Annotated in this window: 21 protein-coding genes; 13 read left to right on the top strand and 8 right to left on the bottom strand. The window is 63.7% G+C overall.

Annotated features, from left to right (window positions below; translation table 11 throughout):
- The coding region (locus ACK41X_RS17495; RefSeq protein ID WP_409725954.1) for a molybdopterin oxidoreductase family protein at nt 1–1,790 on the top strand (1,790 nt) is incomplete at its 5' end.
- Between the two features lie 158 nt (nt 1,791–1,948).
- On the top strand, nt 1,949–3,292 hold the full coding sequence (locus ACK41X_RS17490; protein ID WP_409725952.1) for an APC family permease: 1,344 nt from the start codon (nt 1,949–1,951) through the stop codon (nt 3,290–3,292).
- Nucleotides 3,293–3,300: 8 nt separating this feature from the next.
- Here ACK41X_RS17490 and ACK41X_RS17485 read toward each other — a convergent pair whose 3' ends face one another.
- Nucleotides 3,301–4,182, bottom strand: a complete 882-nt coding sequence (locus ACK41X_RS17485) for a helix-turn-helix domain-containing protein (protein ID WP_409725950.1) — start codon at nt 4,180–4,182, stop codon at nt 3,301–3,303.
- A gap of 95 nt (nt 4,183–4,277) precedes the next feature.
- Here ACK41X_RS17485 and pobA point away from each other — a divergent pair, with 95 nt between their 5' ends.
- Nucleotides 4,278–5,450, top strand: a complete 1,173-nt coding sequence (gene pobA, locus ACK41X_RS17480) for a 4-hydroxybenzoate 3-monooxygenase (protein WP_409725948.1) — start codon at nt 4,278–4,280, stop codon at nt 5,448–5,450.
- Between the two features lie 15 nt (nt 5,451–5,465).
- Here pobA and ACK41X_RS17475 read toward each other — a convergent pair whose 3' ends face one another.
- Together ACK41X_RS17475 and ACK41X_RS17470 are read right to left on the bottom strand one after the other, a co-directional pair.
- Nucleotides 5,466–5,711, bottom strand: coding sequence for a DUF3297 family protein (locus ACK41X_RS17475; protein WP_409725946.1), 246 nt, complete (start codon nt 5,709–5,711; stop codon nt 5,466–5,468).
- A 30-nt stretch (nt 5,712–5,741) separates the two neighbouring features.
- The gene (locus ACK41X_RS17470) at nt 5,742–6,827 is read right to left on the bottom strand and encodes a Kelch repeat-containing protein (RefSeq protein ID WP_409725944.1); all 1,086 of its coding nucleotides are present in this window, start codon (nt 6,825–6,827) and stop codon (nt 5,742–5,744) included.
- A gap of 110 nt (nt 6,828–6,937) precedes the next feature.
- On the opposite strand from ACK41X_RS17470, the gene bioB reads away from it, so the two are divergent.
- Both bioB and ACK41X_RS17460 read left to right on the top strand, forming a co-directional pair.
- Nucleotides 6,938–7,939 carry a biotin synthase BioB gene (bioB, locus tag ACK41X_RS17465; protein WP_409725942.1) on the top strand — a complete coding sequence of 334 codons (1,002 nt, stop codon included), beginning with the start codon at nt 6,938–6,940 and terminating at the stop codon, nt 7,937–7,939.
- A gap of 5 nt (nt 7,940–7,944) precedes the next feature.
- Nucleotides 7,945–9,213: an adenosylmethionine--8-amino-7-oxononanoate transaminase gene (locus tag ACK41X_RS17460; protein ID WP_409725940.1), complete on the top strand. Its 1,269-nt coding sequence runs from the start codon at nt 7,945–7,947 to the stop codon at nt 9,211–9,213.
- An 84-nt stretch (nt 9,214–9,297) separates the two neighbouring features.
- Here the strand turns inward: ACK41X_RS17460 and bioD are convergent, their stop codons facing one another.
- Genes bioD through ACK41X_RS17445 form a run of 3 tightly spaced genes read right to left on the bottom strand, consistent with a single transcriptional unit; the run spans nt 9,298 to nt 11,525 of the window.
- Entirely contained in the window at nt 9,298–9,981 is a 684-nt protein-coding gene (gene bioD, locus ACK41X_RS17455) for a dethiobiotin synthase (RefSeq protein ID WP_409725938.1), read from the bottom strand.
- A gap of 17 nt (nt 9,982–9,998) precedes the next feature.
- The gene (gene bioF / locus ACK41X_RS17450) at nt 9,999–11,150 is read right to left on the bottom strand and encodes an 8-amino-7-oxononanoate synthase (RefSeq protein WP_409725936.1); all 1,152 of its coding nucleotides are present in this window, start codon (nt 11,148–11,150) and stop codon (nt 9,999–10,001) included.
- 33 nt (nt 11,151–11,183) lie between these two features.
- Nucleotides 11,184–11,525: a DUF190 domain-containing protein gene (locus ACK41X_RS17445; protein ID WP_409725934.1), complete on the bottom strand. Its 342-nt coding sequence runs from the start codon at nt 11,523–11,525 to the stop codon at nt 11,184–11,186.
- Nucleotides 11,526–11,897: 372 nt separating this feature from the next.
- Between ACK41X_RS17445 and ACK41X_RS17440 the strand changes: the two genes are divergently transcribed.
- The 5 genes from ACK41X_RS17440 (at nt 11,898) to ACK41X_RS17420 (ending at nt 14,498) form a co-directional block, all read left to right on the top strand.
- Entirely contained in the window at nt 11,898–12,041 is a 144-nt protein-coding gene (locus ACK41X_RS17440; protein WP_409725932.1) for a hypothetical protein, read from the top strand.
- Between the two features lie 70 nt (nt 12,042–12,111).
- Entirely contained in the window at nt 12,112–12,747 is a 636-nt protein-coding gene (gene eda, locus ACK41X_RS17435; protein WP_409725930.1) for a bifunctional 4-hydroxy-2-oxoglutarate aldolase/2-dehydro-3-deoxy-phosphogluconate aldolase, read from the top strand.
- Complete coding sequence (locus tag ACK41X_RS17430; RefSeq protein WP_409725928.1) at nt 12,747–13,307, top strand: permease; 561 nt, start codon at nt 12,747–12,749, stop codon at nt 13,305–13,307. The genes eda and ACK41X_RS17430 overlap by 1 nt, the downstream gene beginning before the upstream one ends.
- A complete protein-coding gene (locus ACK41X_RS17425; RefSeq protein WP_409725926.1) occupies nt 13,304–13,801 on the top strand; it encodes a hypothetical protein in 498 nt (165 codons plus the stop codon). Before ACK41X_RS17430 ends, ACK41X_RS17425 begins: the two co-directional genes overlap by 4 nt.
- 76 nt (nt 13,802–13,877) lie before the next feature.
- Entirely contained in the window at nt 13,878–14,498 is a 621-nt protein-coding gene (locus ACK41X_RS17420; protein ID WP_409725924.1) for an SAM-dependent methyltransferase, read from the top strand.
- 6 nt (nt 14,499–14,504) lie between these two features.
- Here ACK41X_RS17420 and ACK41X_RS17415 read toward each other — a convergent pair whose 3' ends face one another.
- Both ACK41X_RS17415 and ACK41X_RS17410 read right to left on the bottom strand, forming a co-directional pair.
- On the bottom strand, nt 14,505–14,840 hold the full coding sequence (locus ACK41X_RS17415; protein ID WP_409725922.1) for a hypothetical protein: 336 nt from the start codon (nt 14,838–14,840) through the stop codon (nt 14,505–14,507).
- A gap of 290 nt (nt 14,841–15,130) precedes the next feature.
- The gene (locus ACK41X_RS17410) at nt 15,131–16,057 is read right to left on the bottom strand and encodes a sugar kinase (protein ID WP_409725920.1); all 927 of its coding nucleotides are present in this window, start codon (nt 16,055–16,057) and stop codon (nt 15,131–15,133) included.
- A gap of 214 nt (nt 16,058–16,271) precedes the next feature.
- Between ACK41X_RS17410 and ACK41X_RS17405 the strand changes: the two genes are divergently transcribed.
- From ACK41X_RS17405 to ACK41X_RS17395, 3 genes are all read left to right on the top strand, one after another.
- Nucleotides 16,272–16,430 carry a hypothetical protein gene (locus tag ACK41X_RS17405; protein ID WP_409725918.1) on the top strand — a complete coding sequence of 53 codons (159 nt, stop codon included), beginning with the start codon at nt 16,272–16,274 and terminating at the stop codon, nt 16,428–16,430.
- Complete coding sequence (gene aztA / locus ACK41X_RS17400) at nt 16,427–17,176, top strand: zinc ABC transporter ATP-binding protein AztA (protein WP_409725916.1); 750 nt, start codon at nt 16,427–16,429, stop codon at nt 17,174–17,176. Before ACK41X_RS17405 ends, aztA begins: the two co-directional genes overlap by 4 nt.
- Nucleotides 17,177–17,290: 114 nt before the next feature.
- Nucleotides 17,291–17,518 (top strand): metal ABC transporter permease (locus ACK41X_RS17395; RefSeq protein WP_409725914.1); only part of this gene is annotated, 228 nt, incomplete at its 3' end.

Genomic DNA, 17,518 nt, shown 5'->3' with positions numbered 1-17,518 from the left:
GCGAGCAGCACGGGCCGAAGGGGCTCGCCGGCTTCGGCTCGGCGAAATGTTCGAACGAAGAGGCCTATCTGTTCCAGAAGCTGGTCCGCACCGGCTTCGGCACCAACAACGTCGATCACTGTACGCGGCTCTGCCATGCGTCGTCGGTCGCGGCTCTGCTTGAGGGCGTTGGCTCAGCGGCAGTGTCGGCGACCTTCAATGAGGTGAAGAATTCCGATGTCATCATCGTGATCGGCGCCAACCCGACCGAAAATCATCCGGTCGCGGCGACCTATTTCAAGCAGGCGGCCAAGCGCGGCGCGAAACTGATCGTGATGGACCCGCGGGGGCAGGCGCTGAAGCGCCATGCCTGGCGCATGATGCAGTTCAAGAATGGCGCCGATGTTGCAATGCTCAACGCGATGCTCAATGTCATCGTGACGGAGAATCTCTACGACAGGCAATATGTGCAGACCTATACTGAAGGCTTCGAGGCCTTCGCCGAGCACATCAAGGACTTCACGCCGGAGGAGATGGCGCCGATCTGCGGCATCGACGCCGATACGCTGCGCGAAGTGGCGCGCACCTTCGCGCGCGCCGAAAGCGCCATTATTTTCTGGGGCATGGGCGTGTCGCAGCACACCCACGGCACCGACAATGCACGCTGCCTGATCGCGCTGTCGCTGATCACCGGCCAGATCGGCCGTCCCGGCACCGGGCTGCATCCGCTGCGCGGCCAGAACAACGTGCAGGGCGCCTCCGACGCCGGCCTGATCCCGATGTTCTTCCCGGACTACAAGTCGGTGGAAAATCCGGAGATTCGCGCCGACGCCGAGAAGAAATGGGGCGTGCAGCTCGATCCGAAGCGCGGGCTCACGGTGGTCGAGATCATGGACGCGATCCATGCCGGCACCATCAAGGGCATGTACATCATGGGGGAAAATCCCGCGATGTCGGACCCGGACCTCAACCACGCCCGCGAGGCGCTGGCGCATCTGGACCATCTCGTGGTGCAGGACATCTTCCTCACCGAGACTGCGGTTTATGCCGATGTGGTGCTGCCGTCGTCGGCCTGGCCGGAAAAAGACGGCACCGTCACCAACACCAATCGCCAGGTGCAGATGGGCCGCAAGGCGCTGCCGCTGCCGGGCGACGCACGCGAGGACTGGTGGATCACCGTCGAGATCGCCAAGCGCATGGGTCTGAACTGGACCTACACACATCCGCGCGATGTCTATCCGGAAATGGCCTCGATGATGCCCGCGCTCGACAATATCTCCTGGGAGCGCGTGGAGCGCGAGGATGCTGTCACCTATCCGTCCGATGCTCCGGACAAGCCGGGCCGCGACGTGGTGTTCGACAAGGGCTTCCCGCGTCCGGGCGGCTTCGGCAAGCTGGTGGCGGCCAAACTCACCCCGCCTGACGAGACGCCGGATCACGAATATCCGTTCATCCTCTCGACCGGCCGGCAGCTCGAGCACTGGCATACCGGTTCGATGACGCGGCGGGCGACCGTGCTTGATGCGCTGGAGCCGACCGCGGTCGCGCAGGTCTCGCGCGGCACCATTGCCAAGCTCGGCATCCGTCCGGGCGACATGATCCGCGTCTCGACGCGGCGCGGCTCTGTCGACCTGCAATCGCGGCAGGACGATGCGGTGCCGGACGGCGTCGTCTTCATCCCCTTCGCCTATGTGGAAGCGGCGGCGAACCTCCTCACCAATCCCGCGCTCGATCCGTTCGGGAAAATCCCCGAATTCAAATATTGCGCGGCCAAGGTGGAAGCGATCCCGCTGCAGGAGGCGGCGGAGTAGTCTGTCATCCGGGGCGCGAGCCAAGCGCGCGAACCCGGAAGCCATAACCGCCACGGGGCCTATGGATACCGGGTCCGGCCGCGTTGCGGCCGTCCCGGAATGACTCATCCGCGATTGGCGGTATGCTATCGTCCGTATTCCCGCCTTCGGGTCGCTCCATGACCGTCCCATCCGGCAAACCTGCCGGCGCTCCCGCATCGTCCGGTTCGCAAGCCGGCCAGATCGGTCTGGTCGCAGCCGTGTCGATCGGCATTGGCGGCATGGTCGGTGCCGGAATTTTCTCGATCCTCGGCGTGGTGGCGCAGGCCGCGGGCAACATGATGTGGCTGGCCTTCCTGATCGGCGGCGTGGTCGCGCTGCTCTCGGCCTATTCCTACGCCAAGCTCGGCGCGGTGTTTCCCTCGGCCGGCGGCGCGGTGCATTTTCTCGTCAAGGGTTTTGGCGACGGCGTGTTTACCGGCGGGCTCAATTTGTTCATGTGGGCCGCCTATATCATCTCGCTCGCCCTCTACGCAGCGGCCTTCGGCAGCTACGCCGCGACCTTTGTGACCACGAGACCCGATCCTGTGCTGGTCAAGTCGCTCGCCATCGGGGCCGTGCTGGCGCTGACGCTGCTCAACGCGTTCGGCGCCCGTATCATGGGCCGCGGCGAGACGCTGATCGTGGCGATCAAGGTCGCCATTCTGGTGGTGTTTGCTGCCGCCGGCCTGTTCTTCATCGAGCCGGCGAATTTCTCCCCGGCTCTGTCGCCGGAAGCCGCATTCATTCTGGTCGGCGCCGGTATTCTGTTCATCGGCTATGAGGGCTTCGACCTCATTACCAATGCCGCTTCGGACATGCGCAATCCGCGGGTTCTCTTGCCGCGCGCGCTCTACACCGCCGTGATCCTGGTGATCGTGCTCTATCTTGTGGTCTCAATCACGGTGACCGGAAATCTCTCAAGCGCGCAGGTCGAAGAGGCGCGGGATTATGCGCTCGCCGAAGCCGCAAGGCCGTTTCTCGGCGAGACCGGTTTCCGGTTGATCGCGATCGCCGCGCTGTTCTCGACCGCATCCGCAATCAATGCCACGCTCTTCGGCTCGGCCAATGTCTGCTACATGATCGCGCGTGACGGCGAATTGCCGGTGGGTCTGTCGCGCACCGAGTGGAAACAGGCGACCGGCGGCCTCCTCGTCACCGCCGCGGCGGTGATCGTAATGACGCTTTTGTTCGATCTGTCCGGCATCGCGATGATGGGCAGCGCCGCATTCCTTCTCGTCTATGCGGCGGTGAATGCCGGGCATTTGCGTGTTTTGAAAGACACCGCTGCGAACGTCATCATCGTCTGGCTGTCGCTGCTGACCTGCCTCTCGATGTTCGCAATCCTGTCGGTTTATACGTGGCAGCACCAGCCTGCGGCGATCGCGGCGCTGGTACTGATCGCCGCCGCGTCCTTTGCCGCGGAGTTTGTGTATCGCCGCTGGACCGGCCGGACGATCCGGACGCAGACGCTGTCGCGTTGAGACGGCACTCACTCCGCTGCCGTCTCCGGTGACCGCATTGCCGACTGAAACCGGTCGCGGAACCGGCGCGGCGAGAGTCCGATGGCGCGGCTGAAGACCCGGCTGAAATAGGCCGGGTCGTCGAAGCCGAGCGCGTAGGAAATCGTCGATACCGGCAAGTCGGTATAAACCAGATTTCGGCGCGCTTCGCGCATGAGCCGTTCCGCGATCAGCCCGCCTGCGGAGCTGCCGCGTCCCGCACGCGCCAGCCGGCTGAGATGCGTCGGCGAGATCGCGAGTGCGCTGGCGTAATCCGACACGCTCCAGTGGCGCCGGTAGTTCTCCTCCAGCAGCGCCTCGAAGCGGCGCAGCAAGGTGGCGTCGCCGCCGTGGGAGAGTTCGTTTTGCTCCGCCAGCCCGCGCGCGACAAGGCCGAGCAATGTCGCGCAGAGCGATCGCAGCATATGTGCACGGCCAAAGCCGCGGCCGGAGAACTCCTCAAAAATATCGGCGACGCTCGTCCGGATCGATGGGATCGATCTCAGAAGCGCCGCGCTCCGCAACGCACGCGCCAGCCCTTCGCCGGGCACCACCATCTGGTCGATCATCTCGCTCGCCAGCGTGACGACATACCCTTCCGTTCCGCGTTCGAACGCATAACCGTGAACCGCGCCCGCGGGCATATTGACGACATCGCCCTTGCGCAGGCGCAGCGCGCGGTCTTCGATGAGCGCGCGTCCGCCGCCGCGCGAGACCAAGAGGATTTGATGCAGGCTGATGTGCCGGTGCGGCGCGAAGGTCCAGTCATGCAGGCGGGAGCGTGCGGAAATGGTTTCGCAATGCACGATGTCCGGCAGGCCGGCGACCTCGCCGAACAGGTTGTAGTTGCGGATTTCCAAAGCTGCGGCCATGTTCGAATTGTACAAGTTTTTGCCCGATCGATCCATTGGCTGCGCGACCGGGAGCATATAGTCGTCCGGTCGAGGAAGCGACAGGAGACGCGAAAATGCGCACGCAGGTCTGCATTATCGGCGGCGGTCCGTCCGGGCTGATGTTGTCGCAGCTTTTGCACGTGCGCGGAATCCAGTCCGTGCTGCTGGAAAAGCATACCCGCGACTACGTCTTGAGCCGGATCCGGGCGGGCGTGATCGAGCATGGCTTCGCCAAACTGATGCGCGAGGCGCAATGCGGCGAGCGCATGGACCGCGAAGGCGAAGTCCATGACGGCTTCTACATCGCCTCGAACGACAAGCTGCACCGGATCGACTTGCACAAGTATTCCGGCGGCGATTCCGTCATCGTCTATGGCCAGACCGAATTGACCCGCGACCTCTACGAGGCGCGCGACCGCATGGGCGGCGTCGTTGTGCACGAGGCCGAGGATGTCGCGCTGCACGATCTGACGATGGATCGCCCCTCCGTCACCTATCGTAAGGATGGCGCCGGGCACCGGGTCGAATGCGACTTCGTCATCGGCGCCGACGGCTTTCACGGCGTCAGCCGCAAGGCGATCCCCGCAAATCTGCTGCGAGAATATGAACGGGTCTATCCGTTCGGCTGGCTCGGCATTCTGTCGCGGACCAAGCCGGTCTCGCCGGAGCTGATCTACAGCCGCCACGAACGCGGCTTCGCGCTGTGCTCGCTGCGCTCCCAGGTGCTGAGCCGCTATTACATCCAGGTGCCGCTGACCGATACGGTCGAGGACTGGCCGGACGACGCATTCTGGGCGGAGCTGAAGCGGCGGCTTCCGGACGAGGTCGCGGCGCGCCTGATCACCGGCCCGTCAATCGAAAAAAGCATCGCCGCGCTCAGAAGCTTCGTTGCTGAGCCGATGCAATACGGGCGGCTCTACCTCGCGGGAGATGCCGCGCATATCGTGCCGCCGACCGGCGCGCGGGGCCTGAACACAGCCGCGTCCGATATCTATTATCTCTATCACGCCCTGGTCGATCACTACGCAAAGGGCGACGATGCCGGTCTTCAGACCTATTCGGATAGGGCGCTGGCACGGGTCTGGAAGGCCCAGCGCTTCTCGTGGTGGATGACGTCGCTGCTGCACCGGTTTCCCGAGAGCTCGGCCTATGATGGCAAGCTGCAGCAGGTCGAACTCGATTATCTGCTGTCGTCCGAGAAGGCCTTGGGATCGCTTGCGGAAAATTATGTCGGCCTGCCGTACTGACCGGCCGGCGCCGGCTTACGCCTTTTCCTTGAAATACGGCTCGACGCTGCCTTTGAGCTTGATCGTCAGCGGCTTGCCGTGGCGATCCTTGGCGTTGCCGGCGGCGACGCGGATCCAGCCCTCACTGACGCAATATTCCTCGACATTGGTCTTTTCCTTGCCGGCAAAGCGGATGCCGATATCCCGCTGCAGCAGCTCCTCGTTGTAATAGGGGCTGTCGGGATCGGTGGAGAGGCGGTCGGGGAGGGGCGTGTCGGACATGATGGGATCGCATTAAACCGCGGCCGGCTCTCAGTCCAGCGTGAAAGCCTCGTGCACCGCGCTCTGGACCGAGCCGCCCATGATCGGGCCGCCGCCGGCGACGTAGATATAGTCGCCGATCGCCACCGCGCCGAGGCCGTGCCGCGGGGTCGGCATGGGGGCGTAGGATTCCCAGGCGTCTTTTTCAAGGTCATAGGCCTCGTTCTGGCCAAACACGCGGTTGGTGCCTTCGCCGCCCATGACGAAAATCTTGCCGCGATGGAGCACCGCGCCATGGCCCGAACGCGCCGTCGGCAAGGGTGCGCGCGGCTCCCATTTGTCGGTCTTGGGATCGTAGACGTGGTGCAGATTTGAGTTGGTATGGAACGAATCCACGCGGCCGCCGATCAGATGAATCTTGCCGTTGACTGCAAGCGTGCCGGTATGGTCGCGGCCGGTCGGCATCGGGGCCCGCGTCGCCCATTGGTCGATGCGCGGGTCGTAGACGAGGTGCCAGTCTACCGATTTCTTGGTGGGAAAGGTGTCGCCGATCGCCCCGCCGATCGCATGCAGCAGCCCGTTGACCGTGGCGCAGCCGATCGCGGCGAACGGTTTCGGCAACGGCGCGATCGGGCGCCAGCTCTCGCCGTCCAGAACGAAACAGAGATTGTCGGGCTTGCGGTTCTGCTCGACGAAGCCGCCGATGGCGTAGAGCTTGCCGTTGAGCACCGCGACCCCGACATGGTTGGCGCCGCGCGGCAGGAACGGCGCGTCGAACCACAGGTCTGTGGCCGGGTCATAGACATGATGATAGGGGCGGTCGACCCTCTGCTCGCCATAGCCGCCGATCAGATGCATCCGGTCGTTGAGGGTGGTGGCCCAGGCCATCTCGCTGCGCGGCAGCGGCAGCGGCGCCTTCGTCACCCACCGGCCCTGCTTGGCGGCGGGCGGAGCCGGCGAATCGAAGACATGCTGCAGCTTCATGGTCTCGAGCGGCGGCGTCTTGATCTTGGGGTCGGTCAGATGGGAGTAAACTGGATCGTGGCCCGGATGGTGCTGCGCAATGGCTTGCCTGAGCACAGCCGGTGCCGCCAGGCCCGCGCCGAGCCCCGCCAAGATCGTCCGCCTGGTCAACATGTCCGTCCCCGCAAAAGTTTCGTCCGCCAAATTCCGGCTAGCTTGGCTTGGCGGCGGCACTATGACATGAAGCCCCGGACGCAATGCAAGAGGCGGTTTGGAACCTCCCGATGACCCTTCGAGCCCAAGAAGACGCCATTTTTCCGGGCGCGATCGGCGCTGTCCGGCACGACTGGAGCCGCGGTGAAATTCGCCACTTATTCGCGCTGCCGTTCCCCGACCTGATGTTCCAGGCCCAGACCGTTCACCGCGCCAATTTCGATCCGGCCGAGGTGCAGGTTTCGACGCTGCTGTCGATCAAGACCGGCGGCTGCCCGGAGGACTGCGCCTATTGTCCGCAAAGCGCCAAATACGACACCGGCGTCAAGGCCGAGAAGCTGATGAGCCTCGATAAGGTGCTGGCCGAGGCGCAGGCGGCCAAGGAGGCTGGCGCCAGCCGCTTCTGCATGGGCGCGGCCTGGCGCGAGCCCAAGGACCGCGACCTCGACAAGGTCTGCGCCATGATCGAGGGCGTGCGCGCAATTGGGCTCGAGACCTGCGTCACGCTCGGCATGCTGACCGGCCAACAGGCGAAGCGGCTGAAGGCGTCCGGCCTCGACTATTACAACCACAATCTCGACACCTCGCCGGAATTCTACGGCGAGATCATCACCACGCGGACGTATCAGGAGCGCCTGGATACGCTCGCCCATGTGCGCGACGCCGGTATCCATGTCTGCTGCGGCGGCATTGTCGGCATGGGCGAGAGCGCAGACGATCGCGCCGGCATGATCCATGCGCTGGCAACCCTCCCGGTGCATCCGGAAAGCGTGCCGATCAATCTCCTGGTCAAGGTCGAGGGCACGCCGCTCTCGGATGGCGTGAGGCAGACCGCGATCGATCCGATGGATTTCGTGCGCACCATCGCGGTCGCGCGGGTCACCATGCCGCGCTCGATGGTGCGGCTCTCCGCCGGGCGCGAGGATATGACCGACGAGCTGCAGGCGCTGTGTTTCCTCGCCGGCGCCAATTCGATTTTTTACGGACCGAAGCTGCTCACCACGCCGAACCCCGCGGCTGACCGCGACCGGCAATTGATGGATCGCCTCGGCCTGCGCGCCATGCCGGTGTGAGCGCCATGCTCGATCAGCGCGACTGGTACACGACCGGCCTCGACCATATCTGGCTGCCCTATGCGCAGATGAAGACCGCGCCCGCGCCGCTGCCGGTGGTGCGTACGCAAGGCACCCGCATTCATCTGGCGGACGGCCGCGAACTGGTCGACGGCATCGCATCGTGGTGGACCGCCTGCCACGGCTACAATCATCCGCATATCCGCGATGCCGTGCAGCGGCAGCTCGAGGTCATGCCGCATGTGATGTTCGGCGGCATCGTTCACGAGCAGCCGCTGACGCTGGCGCGCCGGCTGTCCGAGATGTTGCCGGGCGATCTCGACCGCGTGTTCTTCACCGATTCCGGTTCGGTCTCGGTCGAGGTCGCAATGAAGATGGCGGTCCAGTACTGGCTCAATGTCGGCGAAAAGCAGCGCGACACTTTCGTCTGCTTCCGCGGCGGCTATCACGGCGACACGCTCGGCACCATGGCGGTCTCGGATTTCGAAACCGGCATCCATCAGAAATTCGGCGGCATCCTGCATCGGCATCACTGCGTCGCGCTGCCGGAAAGCCCCGAGACCGACGCGGCGCTGGTCGCGCTCATTGGGCAGCATGCCGACCGGATAGCCGGGATCATCGTTGAGCCATTGGTGCAGGGCGCCGGCGGCATGCGCTTTCACTGTCCGAAGGTGCTGTGGCGGCTGCGGGAGATTGCGGATTCCTATGGCGCGCTGCTGATCCTCGACGAGATTTTCACCGGCTTTGGCCGCACCGGCACGATGTTTGCGTGCGAGGCGGCCGGAATCGTGCCGGATATCGTGACCCTGTCCAAGGCGCTGACCGGCGGCACCCTGCCTCTCGCGGCAACCGTCGCGCGCCGCCGCATTTTCGAGAGCTTCTGGTCGGACGACCCGATGGCCGCGCTGATGCACGGCCCGACCTATATGGCCAACGCGCTCGCCTGTGCCGCCGCCAACGCATCGCTCGATTTGTTCGAGGACGGCGAGCGGCTACGTCATGTCGGACGGATCGAGCAATGGCTGGCTGCGGGGCTCTCGTCCTGCCGCGATCTGCCGGGCGTGGTCGATGTACGGACCCGCGGCGCCATCGGCGTGGTCGAACTGCAACGAATCGACGATTTGAATGCTTTGCGCAGCGCTTTTGTCGAGAAGGCCGCGTTCATCCGCCCGCTCGGCAATGCAATCTATCTCGCCCCGGCGCTGACCATCGGCGAGGAGGATGTGGCGTTTCTCACGGGGGTGATCGGCGAGGTGTTGCGCGAACGGCGTTAACCCCGCAATCGTCCCGCGAAACCGCGGCCCCATAATTTCCTATCTGGAACATGAGCTGCCGCTTTCCCGGGCCGGACGACCCGCCTAAACCAGCCCGCATGCCTTCGCGATCTGGGCGAAAGCCGGATGGTCCGCGCCGGGCTCGAGCCGCGGCAGTGCGATCACTTCCACAGCCGGCAAAAAGCGCGAGATGGTCGCGACCGTTTCGTAAAGCGGCACATGGCTGCCTTCGCTCTCGCTCACCACAATCGCGCGAAGATCGCATTCTTCCTGGTCCAGAACTTCGGCCGCCGTCAGCGTATGGCTGATGCTGCCCAGATAGCTGCCGGCGACCAGCAGCACTGGCAATTGCAGTTCCGTGATCCAGTCCAGAACCGTATTGGTCTGATCGATCGGCACCATGACGCCGCCGACGCCTTCGATCAGCAGCGAGCCGTCGGCCTCGTCGAGCGCGGTCTCGCAAAACGATACCAGAAGGTCGAAGTCGATCTCCTTGCCCTCATGGCGCGCCGCCATGTCGGGAGACAGCGGCAGCGAGAAGCGCCACGGCGAAATGTCCTCAATCTCCTCCTCGGTCAGCGGCAGGCCGAGAGCGCGCAGCAACATCCCGGAATCGCTGTCGCCGGCGCGATCGGGATCGAAGCCGCTGATGATTGGCTTGATTGCGTCGATCTCCTCGCCCTTGGCCCGCAGATAGCGGATCAGGCCGGCGCCGACGAAGGTCTTGCCGACATCGGTGCCGCTTGCGGTAATGAACAGGGAGGCCATGGACTCAGGATCCTTCGTCAGCTCAGAATCCGGCTGCGCACAAGCGCTGCGAGCCGCTCGATGGACTCGTCGGGATGTGCGGCACTGAAGGTCACACGAAGCCGTGCAGTTCCCTCAGGTACGGTCGGCGGCCGGATCGCAATCACCAGAAACCCTTCTTGTTCCAACAGCGCCTGGGCGCGGAGCGCCGCATCGGCGCTGCCCACCGTAACCGGCACGATCGCACTTTGCGCGGCCGGCAGATTGGCCGCGCGGGTGAACATACGCGCTTTTTGCAGCGGCAGCGCGACATAATCGGGCTCGGAGTCGATAATGTCGAGGGCGGCAATCGCCGCACCAAGCGCCGCAGGCGGCAGACCGGTCGAATAAATCAGGGTCCGTGCACGGTTGTGCAACAGTTCGATCACCGCGCGAGAAGCGCAGACATAAGCGCCGTAACTGCCGATCGCCTTGGACAGTGTGCCCATCTGCAAGGGGATGCCGGCGGCCTGAGCCGACGCAAAAGCCGATCCGCGGCCGCCCCCGAGGACGCCGACGCCGTGCGCGTCGTCGCTCATCAGCCAGGCGTCATGGTGCTTTGCGAGCGCGGACAGTTCGGCTAGCGGCGCGAGATCGCCGTCCATCGAGAACACGCCTTCGGTGACGATCAGTGCGTGCCGGTATTGCCTGCGCTCCGTATCGAGCAGCGCGCCGAGATGCGCAACGTCGTTGTGACGGAACGGCATGACCGCAGCTCCGCTGAGCCGGGTACCGGCATGCATCGAGCTGTGGGCGAGTTCGTCGATCAGGATCAGGTCGGAGCGCCCTGCCAATGCCGGGATGATCCCGGCATTGGCGAGATAACCCGAGCCGAACACGCAGGCAGCTTCCGTTCCCTTGAGCCTGGCGAGACGGGCTTCCAACTCCGCGTAAAGCGGGTGGCTGCCGGTGACGAGACGGGAGGCACCTGCCCCTGCGCCGTAACGCTCGGCGGCCGCAGCGGCGGCGCGCTTCACCTTGGGATGCTGGCTGAGATTAAGATAATCGTTGCTGCAGAAGGACAAGAGCGTGCGGTTGCCCCGCACAACATGAATGCCGTCGCCTGCGTCGGTTTCGACGATGCTGCGCCGCAGGCGTTGCTGCTCGCGCTCGGCAAGTTTGTCACGGGCGAAACGGTCGAGGGACGGCATGGCGCGGGTTCTGAGCCCGAAACGGCACAACGGTCAAGACGCGCCGGTTTGGCCGTAGCGGACAACCTCGACGTTCTGCAGCGTTACCAGCCCGCTCGACATCATGTCATTCAGGGCCTCGAGCAACAGGTTGATCTTGTCCTTGTCATCGACAATTTCGATCACGACCGGAAGATCCTGCGACAAATGCAGAATCTTTGTTGTTCGCAGATGGCTGTTGTGCCCGTATCCCATCGGTCCGCGAAGCACGGTGGCTCCAGCAAGCTGCATCTCGCGGGCCTTCAGCACGATGGCCTCATAGAGCGGACTGCCGTTGTACCGGTCGTCTTCGCCAATGAAGATTCGTAAAAGTACAGCCTCACGCGGGACTTGCATGGAATGAGTCCTGTTTCACGGTCCGCAAGTTCTTGTCTTCGCGCGTCAGGGGCGGCCTGAGGCCGTCGCTTCCGCTCATGCGCTCATACAACGAATGGCGAACGATGTCCGGCTCACCGCTCAGGCAGCAGTCTCCCTTGCGGGCATCCTCACATCAATCCGCGGAGATCAGAAATCAACGCCCGATGATGAAAGGCAGAGCAGAATCGCCGCAACTTTCAGCAGCAGCAACCCCAAAGACGTCCGGCGCGCGAATTTTCTCTTTTTATATCAGGTGGTTATAACGCGGAAGCGCCCAAACTTTGTGAAGGCGTCCGCCGTCGCGCTTGCCGGCGCGGCGCCGACTTTCCTCGATGCATGCATCGGGAGGCGATGAGCTTTGCCGTGACGCCCGCAGTGGCACTGGCCTATGCCATGGTGGCCGCCTTCCTGCACGGCCTGAGCCGCCAGGGGCTTGGGCTCGTTGTTCCGGCGCCTGCGCCGTCCCCGAAGCCGGCGGCCACAGCCGCGGAATAATTCAAATTGCGGCCCGGCCATTGCGGGCCGCGACTTGAACCGGACGCGCTTCGCGGGCATGTCTTGGCGCATGCCCGACGCGACCGAAACCGCCGATCTTCTGAGCCGGGCGCCGGTGATCCCGGTGCTGACCATCCACGATTTCGAAATCGCGGTGCCCTTGGCGCGCGCTTTGTGCGACGGGGGGCTGCCCGTCATCGAGGTGACGCTGCGCACGCGTGCCGCGCTTGCCGCCATTGCCGCCATTGCCGTCGAGATCCCCGACTGCATGGTCGGTGCAGGCACGGTGGTGCGCCATGTCGATGCCGCCTTCGCCATCGACGCCGGTGCGAAATTCCTGGTCAGCCCCGGCACCGACTCCGTTCTCGCCGAGACCTTCACCGAAATCGAAATCCCCGTGCTTCCGGGCTGCGCAACGGTGAGCGAGGCCATGGCGCTGTCCGATCTCGGTTTCGAGATTCTGAAGTTTTTCCCGGCGGAGGCGTGCGGCGGCGCCGCATGGCTCAAAGCTGTCGCCGCGCCGCTGCCGCATATCCGGTTTTGCCCGACCGGCGGGATCGACGCGCGCAATGCGGCCGATTATCTGGCGCTTCCCAACGTGATTGCGGTCGGCGGTTCCTGGGTCGTGCCGCAGGATGCGCTCTCCGCAAAGGACTTTGCGCGGATCGAGGCGCTCGCCCGTGAGGCATCGGGTCTGCGCCGCTGATGCCTTCCACGCCGCCTCAGTCCGAGCGTCCACGGCGGCGCGCGTTCGACTGGCCGACCGCCATTCTGATCGTCATCGTCGTCAGCGCCGCAAGCTACGTGCTGTGGCGCGACGGCTTCGCCCGCTTTCTGGACGTGGTCATTGCCGATGCCGACCTGTTCGCGTGGATGCTGCCAAATCTCCTGGCCGGCTGCCTGATCGCAGCTCTCATCACCGTGCTCCTGCCACGCGACACCATCGTGCGCTGGGTCGGCAAGGATTCGGGGCTTAAGGGCATTCTGATCGCCGCGGGCGCCGGCGTCATCGTGCCGGGCGGCCCGTTCACGATCTATCCGATCGCCGCGGCCTTTGTCGGCATGGGCGCGGATGCCGCAGCGGTGGTGGCGCTCATCACCAGCTGGACCACCATCGGGCTCAGCCGGGCGCTGGTCTGGGAAATGCCGTTCCTGGGCTTCGACTTCGTGTTGTGGCGCTGGATCGGCGCTCTGCCGCTCGCCGTGCTGGCGGGACTGATCGTCCGCATCATCGAGCAGCAGCTACGACCGGGGTCAAAGCCGTGATCGAGTTGATCGTCGCCGGAGCACTCTGGATGATCGTGGCAGCCCTCGCGCTCGGGGTCGCCAAACGCAGTATGCCGCTGCTGCGCGAAAGCGCACGCGGCGGCGGCGGCGAATTTCTCCGGCTTATCCCCCGTATTGCGATCGGCGTGCTCGGCTCGGGCTTCATCGCGGCAGCCCTGCCGCAGGACAGCGTCGCATACTGGCTTGGCTCCTCCTCCGGCATTCTCGGCATTGTGATCGCGACGGTGGCAGGCGCCATGACGCCGGGCGGGCCGGTGGTCGGCTTTGCCATCGCCGCGGCGGCGCTGAAGGGCGGGGCGGGTGCGCCGCAGGTGATCGCCTATGCGACCGCCTGGGCGCTTTATGCCTTCCCGCGGCTGTTGTCCTACGAATTGCCGATCATGCCCGCGCGCCTGGTCTGGCTGCGCGTGGTGGCGAGCCTGCCGCTACCGTTCATTGCGGCGTGGACGGCGATGCTGATCGGGAGGCCGTGAAAAACTATACCCCACGCTCAAACGGTTCGCCTTAAGTTAACCTCGAGTTAACCAAAACAACTCCAGATTGGGTAACATGCAGAACACATCCCATGCAGTGATGGCTCAACGAATTGAGCCAATGGACAGCCCCGATGACTTTCCTACTCCGCCTTGGGCGACGCGCGGGCTGATCGAGCACATTCTGGAAGACAAAAATAGCCTAGCGAGCATGTCATGCTTAGAGCCCGCATGCGGCGCGGGACACATGGCAAAGGTGCTTAAGGAATATTTTGCTCAAGTTCATTGTGCGGATGCATATGATTACGGCTACGGCAGCGTCGAAGATTTTCTGACCAGCAAGCACACGGCGGACAGCATCGATTGGGTGATTACTAATCCGCCATTCCGACTTGCAGAGGAGTTCGTTCTAAAATCGTTGAGAATCGCGCGGCACGGCGTCGCCATTCTGGCCCGCTCCGTTTTCTTGGAGAGTGTCGGGCGATATCAGGCAATATTTAAGGATGCTCCGCCGTCGGTGTTCGCTCAGTTCGTTGAGCGAGTGCCTATGGTTCGTGGAAGGCTCGACAGCAAGGCTACAACTGCGACAGGGTATGCTTGGCTGGTCTGGTATAAAGGACCTCAAGTGCTTCCAAGATTAGCCTGGATACCGCCCTGTCGCAAACAGTTGGAGCGCAATACTGATTATCGACAATGAGGAATGTTATATATCATTTTTGTCGTAAGTAGCTCTAGCCTTGGCGATAACTGCTTGGGCTTTAGCAACGTCTCCAGCAAGTAATGCTTTGTGAGCTTCTTCAACGAGAGCTCTCAATCGCCTTCCTTTGATGCCAGGCGGTCCTTTGGGTGGTAGTTGGCTCGCCGATGCGGCAGCAACAATGCCAAACTTGCTTCCGTCTTTAACTTCGGCGATGCGCCCCTGATTGACACCAAACCAAGCTGCTATGTCATGGTCGCGGTCATCTCTTGCGACCATTCCCATAATAACTGGTGCGTCGGACGCCTTAAGCGTGTAACCGCTAGCCTTTGCTCTGGCCATATTCCCCCCTTAAAGTGAGGGGTACTCAATCAGAATTGCTACTTTAAGTCGAGCGGTATTTGACGACCATTGCTTTCGGCTGCGTGTGGTGGCGAGCCTGCCGCTGCCCTTCATCGCGGCGTGGACGGCAATGCTGATCGGGAGGCCCTAACCCTCCGTGTCATGCGCGGGCATAGCCGTCCGAAGGACGGCGTCGCTTCGCTCGCCTACGACCCGCGCACCCATCGAAAAAAAGCAATCTTGCGAAGAGTGATGGATTGCCGGGTCAAGCCCGGCAATGACCAAGAGACTCAATGCACGGCGCTCGCGGTACGCGGCAGGATCGCGCCGCGGTGGCGGATCACTTCCGATGCGAGCTTGTGACCCGCAAGTGCCGCATCGCCCGGATTTTCGTCGGCAAGCCGCGCAGCCATGTAGCCGGCATTGAAGCTGTCGCCTGCGGCTGTGGTATCGACCGGCACCACGACGTCCGGCACCGGCACGAATTCCTTGTGGCCGCCGGCGGCGATGACGGCGCTGTTCGGTCCGTTCTTGATCGCGATCTCGGTAATGCCGAAGGCCTGCAGCCGTTCGATCGTTGCCTCCGGCGAAGCGTCGCCCCAGAGCAGGGCCTCGTCGTCATAGGTCGGCAGCGCGATATCGACGCGCTTCAGCGCCTCCATGAACACGGTACGCGTGCGCTGCAGGTCGCCCTTCCACGAGCGCGGGCGATAATTGCCGTCGAACACCACTTTGGTTCCGGCCTTGCGCGCTAGTTCGAGCAAGGCCAGGAAACGTCCGAGCCCCTGATTGGAATAGATCGACAGCGTGATGCCGGAAAAATACACGACGCGCGCACCGATGATGCTTTCGGCGATGCGCCCCCAGTCCGGCAGTTCGAACAACTCGCGCGCCGGTGCAGTGTCGCGCCAATAGCTGAAGCTGCGCTCGCCCTTGTCGTCGGTCTCGATCAGATACAGCCCGGGCAGACGTCCCGGTACCCGCATGATCAGATCGGTGGCGATGCCTTCGGCCGATGCCAGCGCGACAATCCGGTCGGAATAGAGGTCGTCGCCGAGTGCGGTTGCATACGCGACCGGAAGCCCGCGCCGCGCCAGATAGACTGCGGTGTTGAAGGTGTCGCCGCCGCAGCCCTGGCTGAACCGCCCATCCGGGCCGCGCGCCATCTCGATCATGACTTCGCCGATCGAGACAATGCGCTTTGTCTGGTCGTTCATGCTTGGAAGGCCGGATTTTCTGTGGGTCCGGGCGCACAATGGCCCGGACGGGGATGATTTGGCAATCAAAGGTGCCGGAAGCTGCTGCGGAACCTTGCATGTCGGCCGCGGGAGGTGCGGCATGAAGCCCGCCTTTGCGAGGTCTTGGCAGGTGGTCATGTTATACTATAACAGATCATATCCCCGGCGGACTGCCGGCCCGCGGAACCCTTAGATGAACGAGCACCATCATCACCATCACCCGCATGGCCACGCGCATCCGCCTGCCGCTGTCGGGCCGTCGATCCTGCGCCTGTCCGGGTTGCAGCGGGTTTTGATTGTTGCGGCGCTGATTGCGGTCGTTTGGACGGCGGCCTTGTGGGTGATGCGATGACCGTCCACGTTGCCGCTCCTCAACTCCAGTTCCGAAACCTCACGCTCGGTTACGACCGGCATCCTGCGGTGCATCACCTGTCCGGCGAGGTGCCGTCCGGGGCGCTGCTTGCCGTGGTCGGCCCAAACGGTGCGGGCAAATCGACACTGTTCAAAAGCATTGTCGGCGCGCTGAAGCCGCTCGCGGGGCAGGTCGACCTGCTCGGCGTGTCGCAAAAGGACATCGCCTATCTGCCGCAGGCGGCCGAGATCGACCGGACCTTTCCGATCAACGTCTATGACCTTGTTGCGATGGGCTTGTGGCGCAAGACCGGGCTCTGGGGCGGGTTCTCGAAAGCCGATCATGCGAAGATCCATGAGGCGATTGCGGCCGTCGGCCTGACCGGCTTCGAGCGGCGCGCCATCGGCACGCTGTCGGGCGGACAGATGCAGCGCATGCTGTTCGCGCGGCTTTTGCTGCAGGATGCGAAACTCGTGGTGCTCGACGAGCCGTTCAACGCCATCGACGCCAAATCCTGCGCCGATCTCGTGGCACTGGTACAAGGCTGGCATAAGGAGGGGCGGACGATCCTTGCCGCACTCCACGATCTCGAATTGGTGCGCGCGACATTTCCGCAGACCTTGTTGCTGGCACGCGAGCCGGTCGCCTGGGGCGACACGCCGTCGGTGCTGACCGCCGAAAACCTCAAGAAGGCGCGGCAGATGTGCGAAGCATTTGACGAGCAGGCCGCGGCATGCGCGGCGTGATCATTGGCGTGCGAGCTTCGGGCCACATACACCGCTCATTTCCGCGAAAGCGGCAATCCAGGAATTCTCGCGCTGGGTTCCGGCCTTCGCGGGGACGAGCGGACTAGACAGATCATGCTCTACGATACCTTGATCGCCCCCTTTGCCGAGTTCGACTTCATGCGCCGCGCGCTGGTCGGCGTCATGACGCTGGCGCTTGGCGCCGGCCCGATCGGCGTGTTCCTGATGCTGCGGCGGATGTCGCTCGTGGGCGACGCCATGGCGCATGCAGTGCTGCCGGGCGCTGCCATCGGATTCACGATTTCCGGTCTCAGCATCTTCGCGATGACCACGGGCGGGATG

It is taken from the genome of Pseudorhodoplanes sp. (assembly GCF_046289595.1).
GTDB lineage: Bacteria > Pseudomonadota > Alphaproteobacteria > Rhizobiales > Xanthobacteraceae > Pseudorhodoplanes.
Note: the sequence above shows the minus strand (reverse complement) of the source record. Positions and strands in the feature narration are given on the sequence as shown.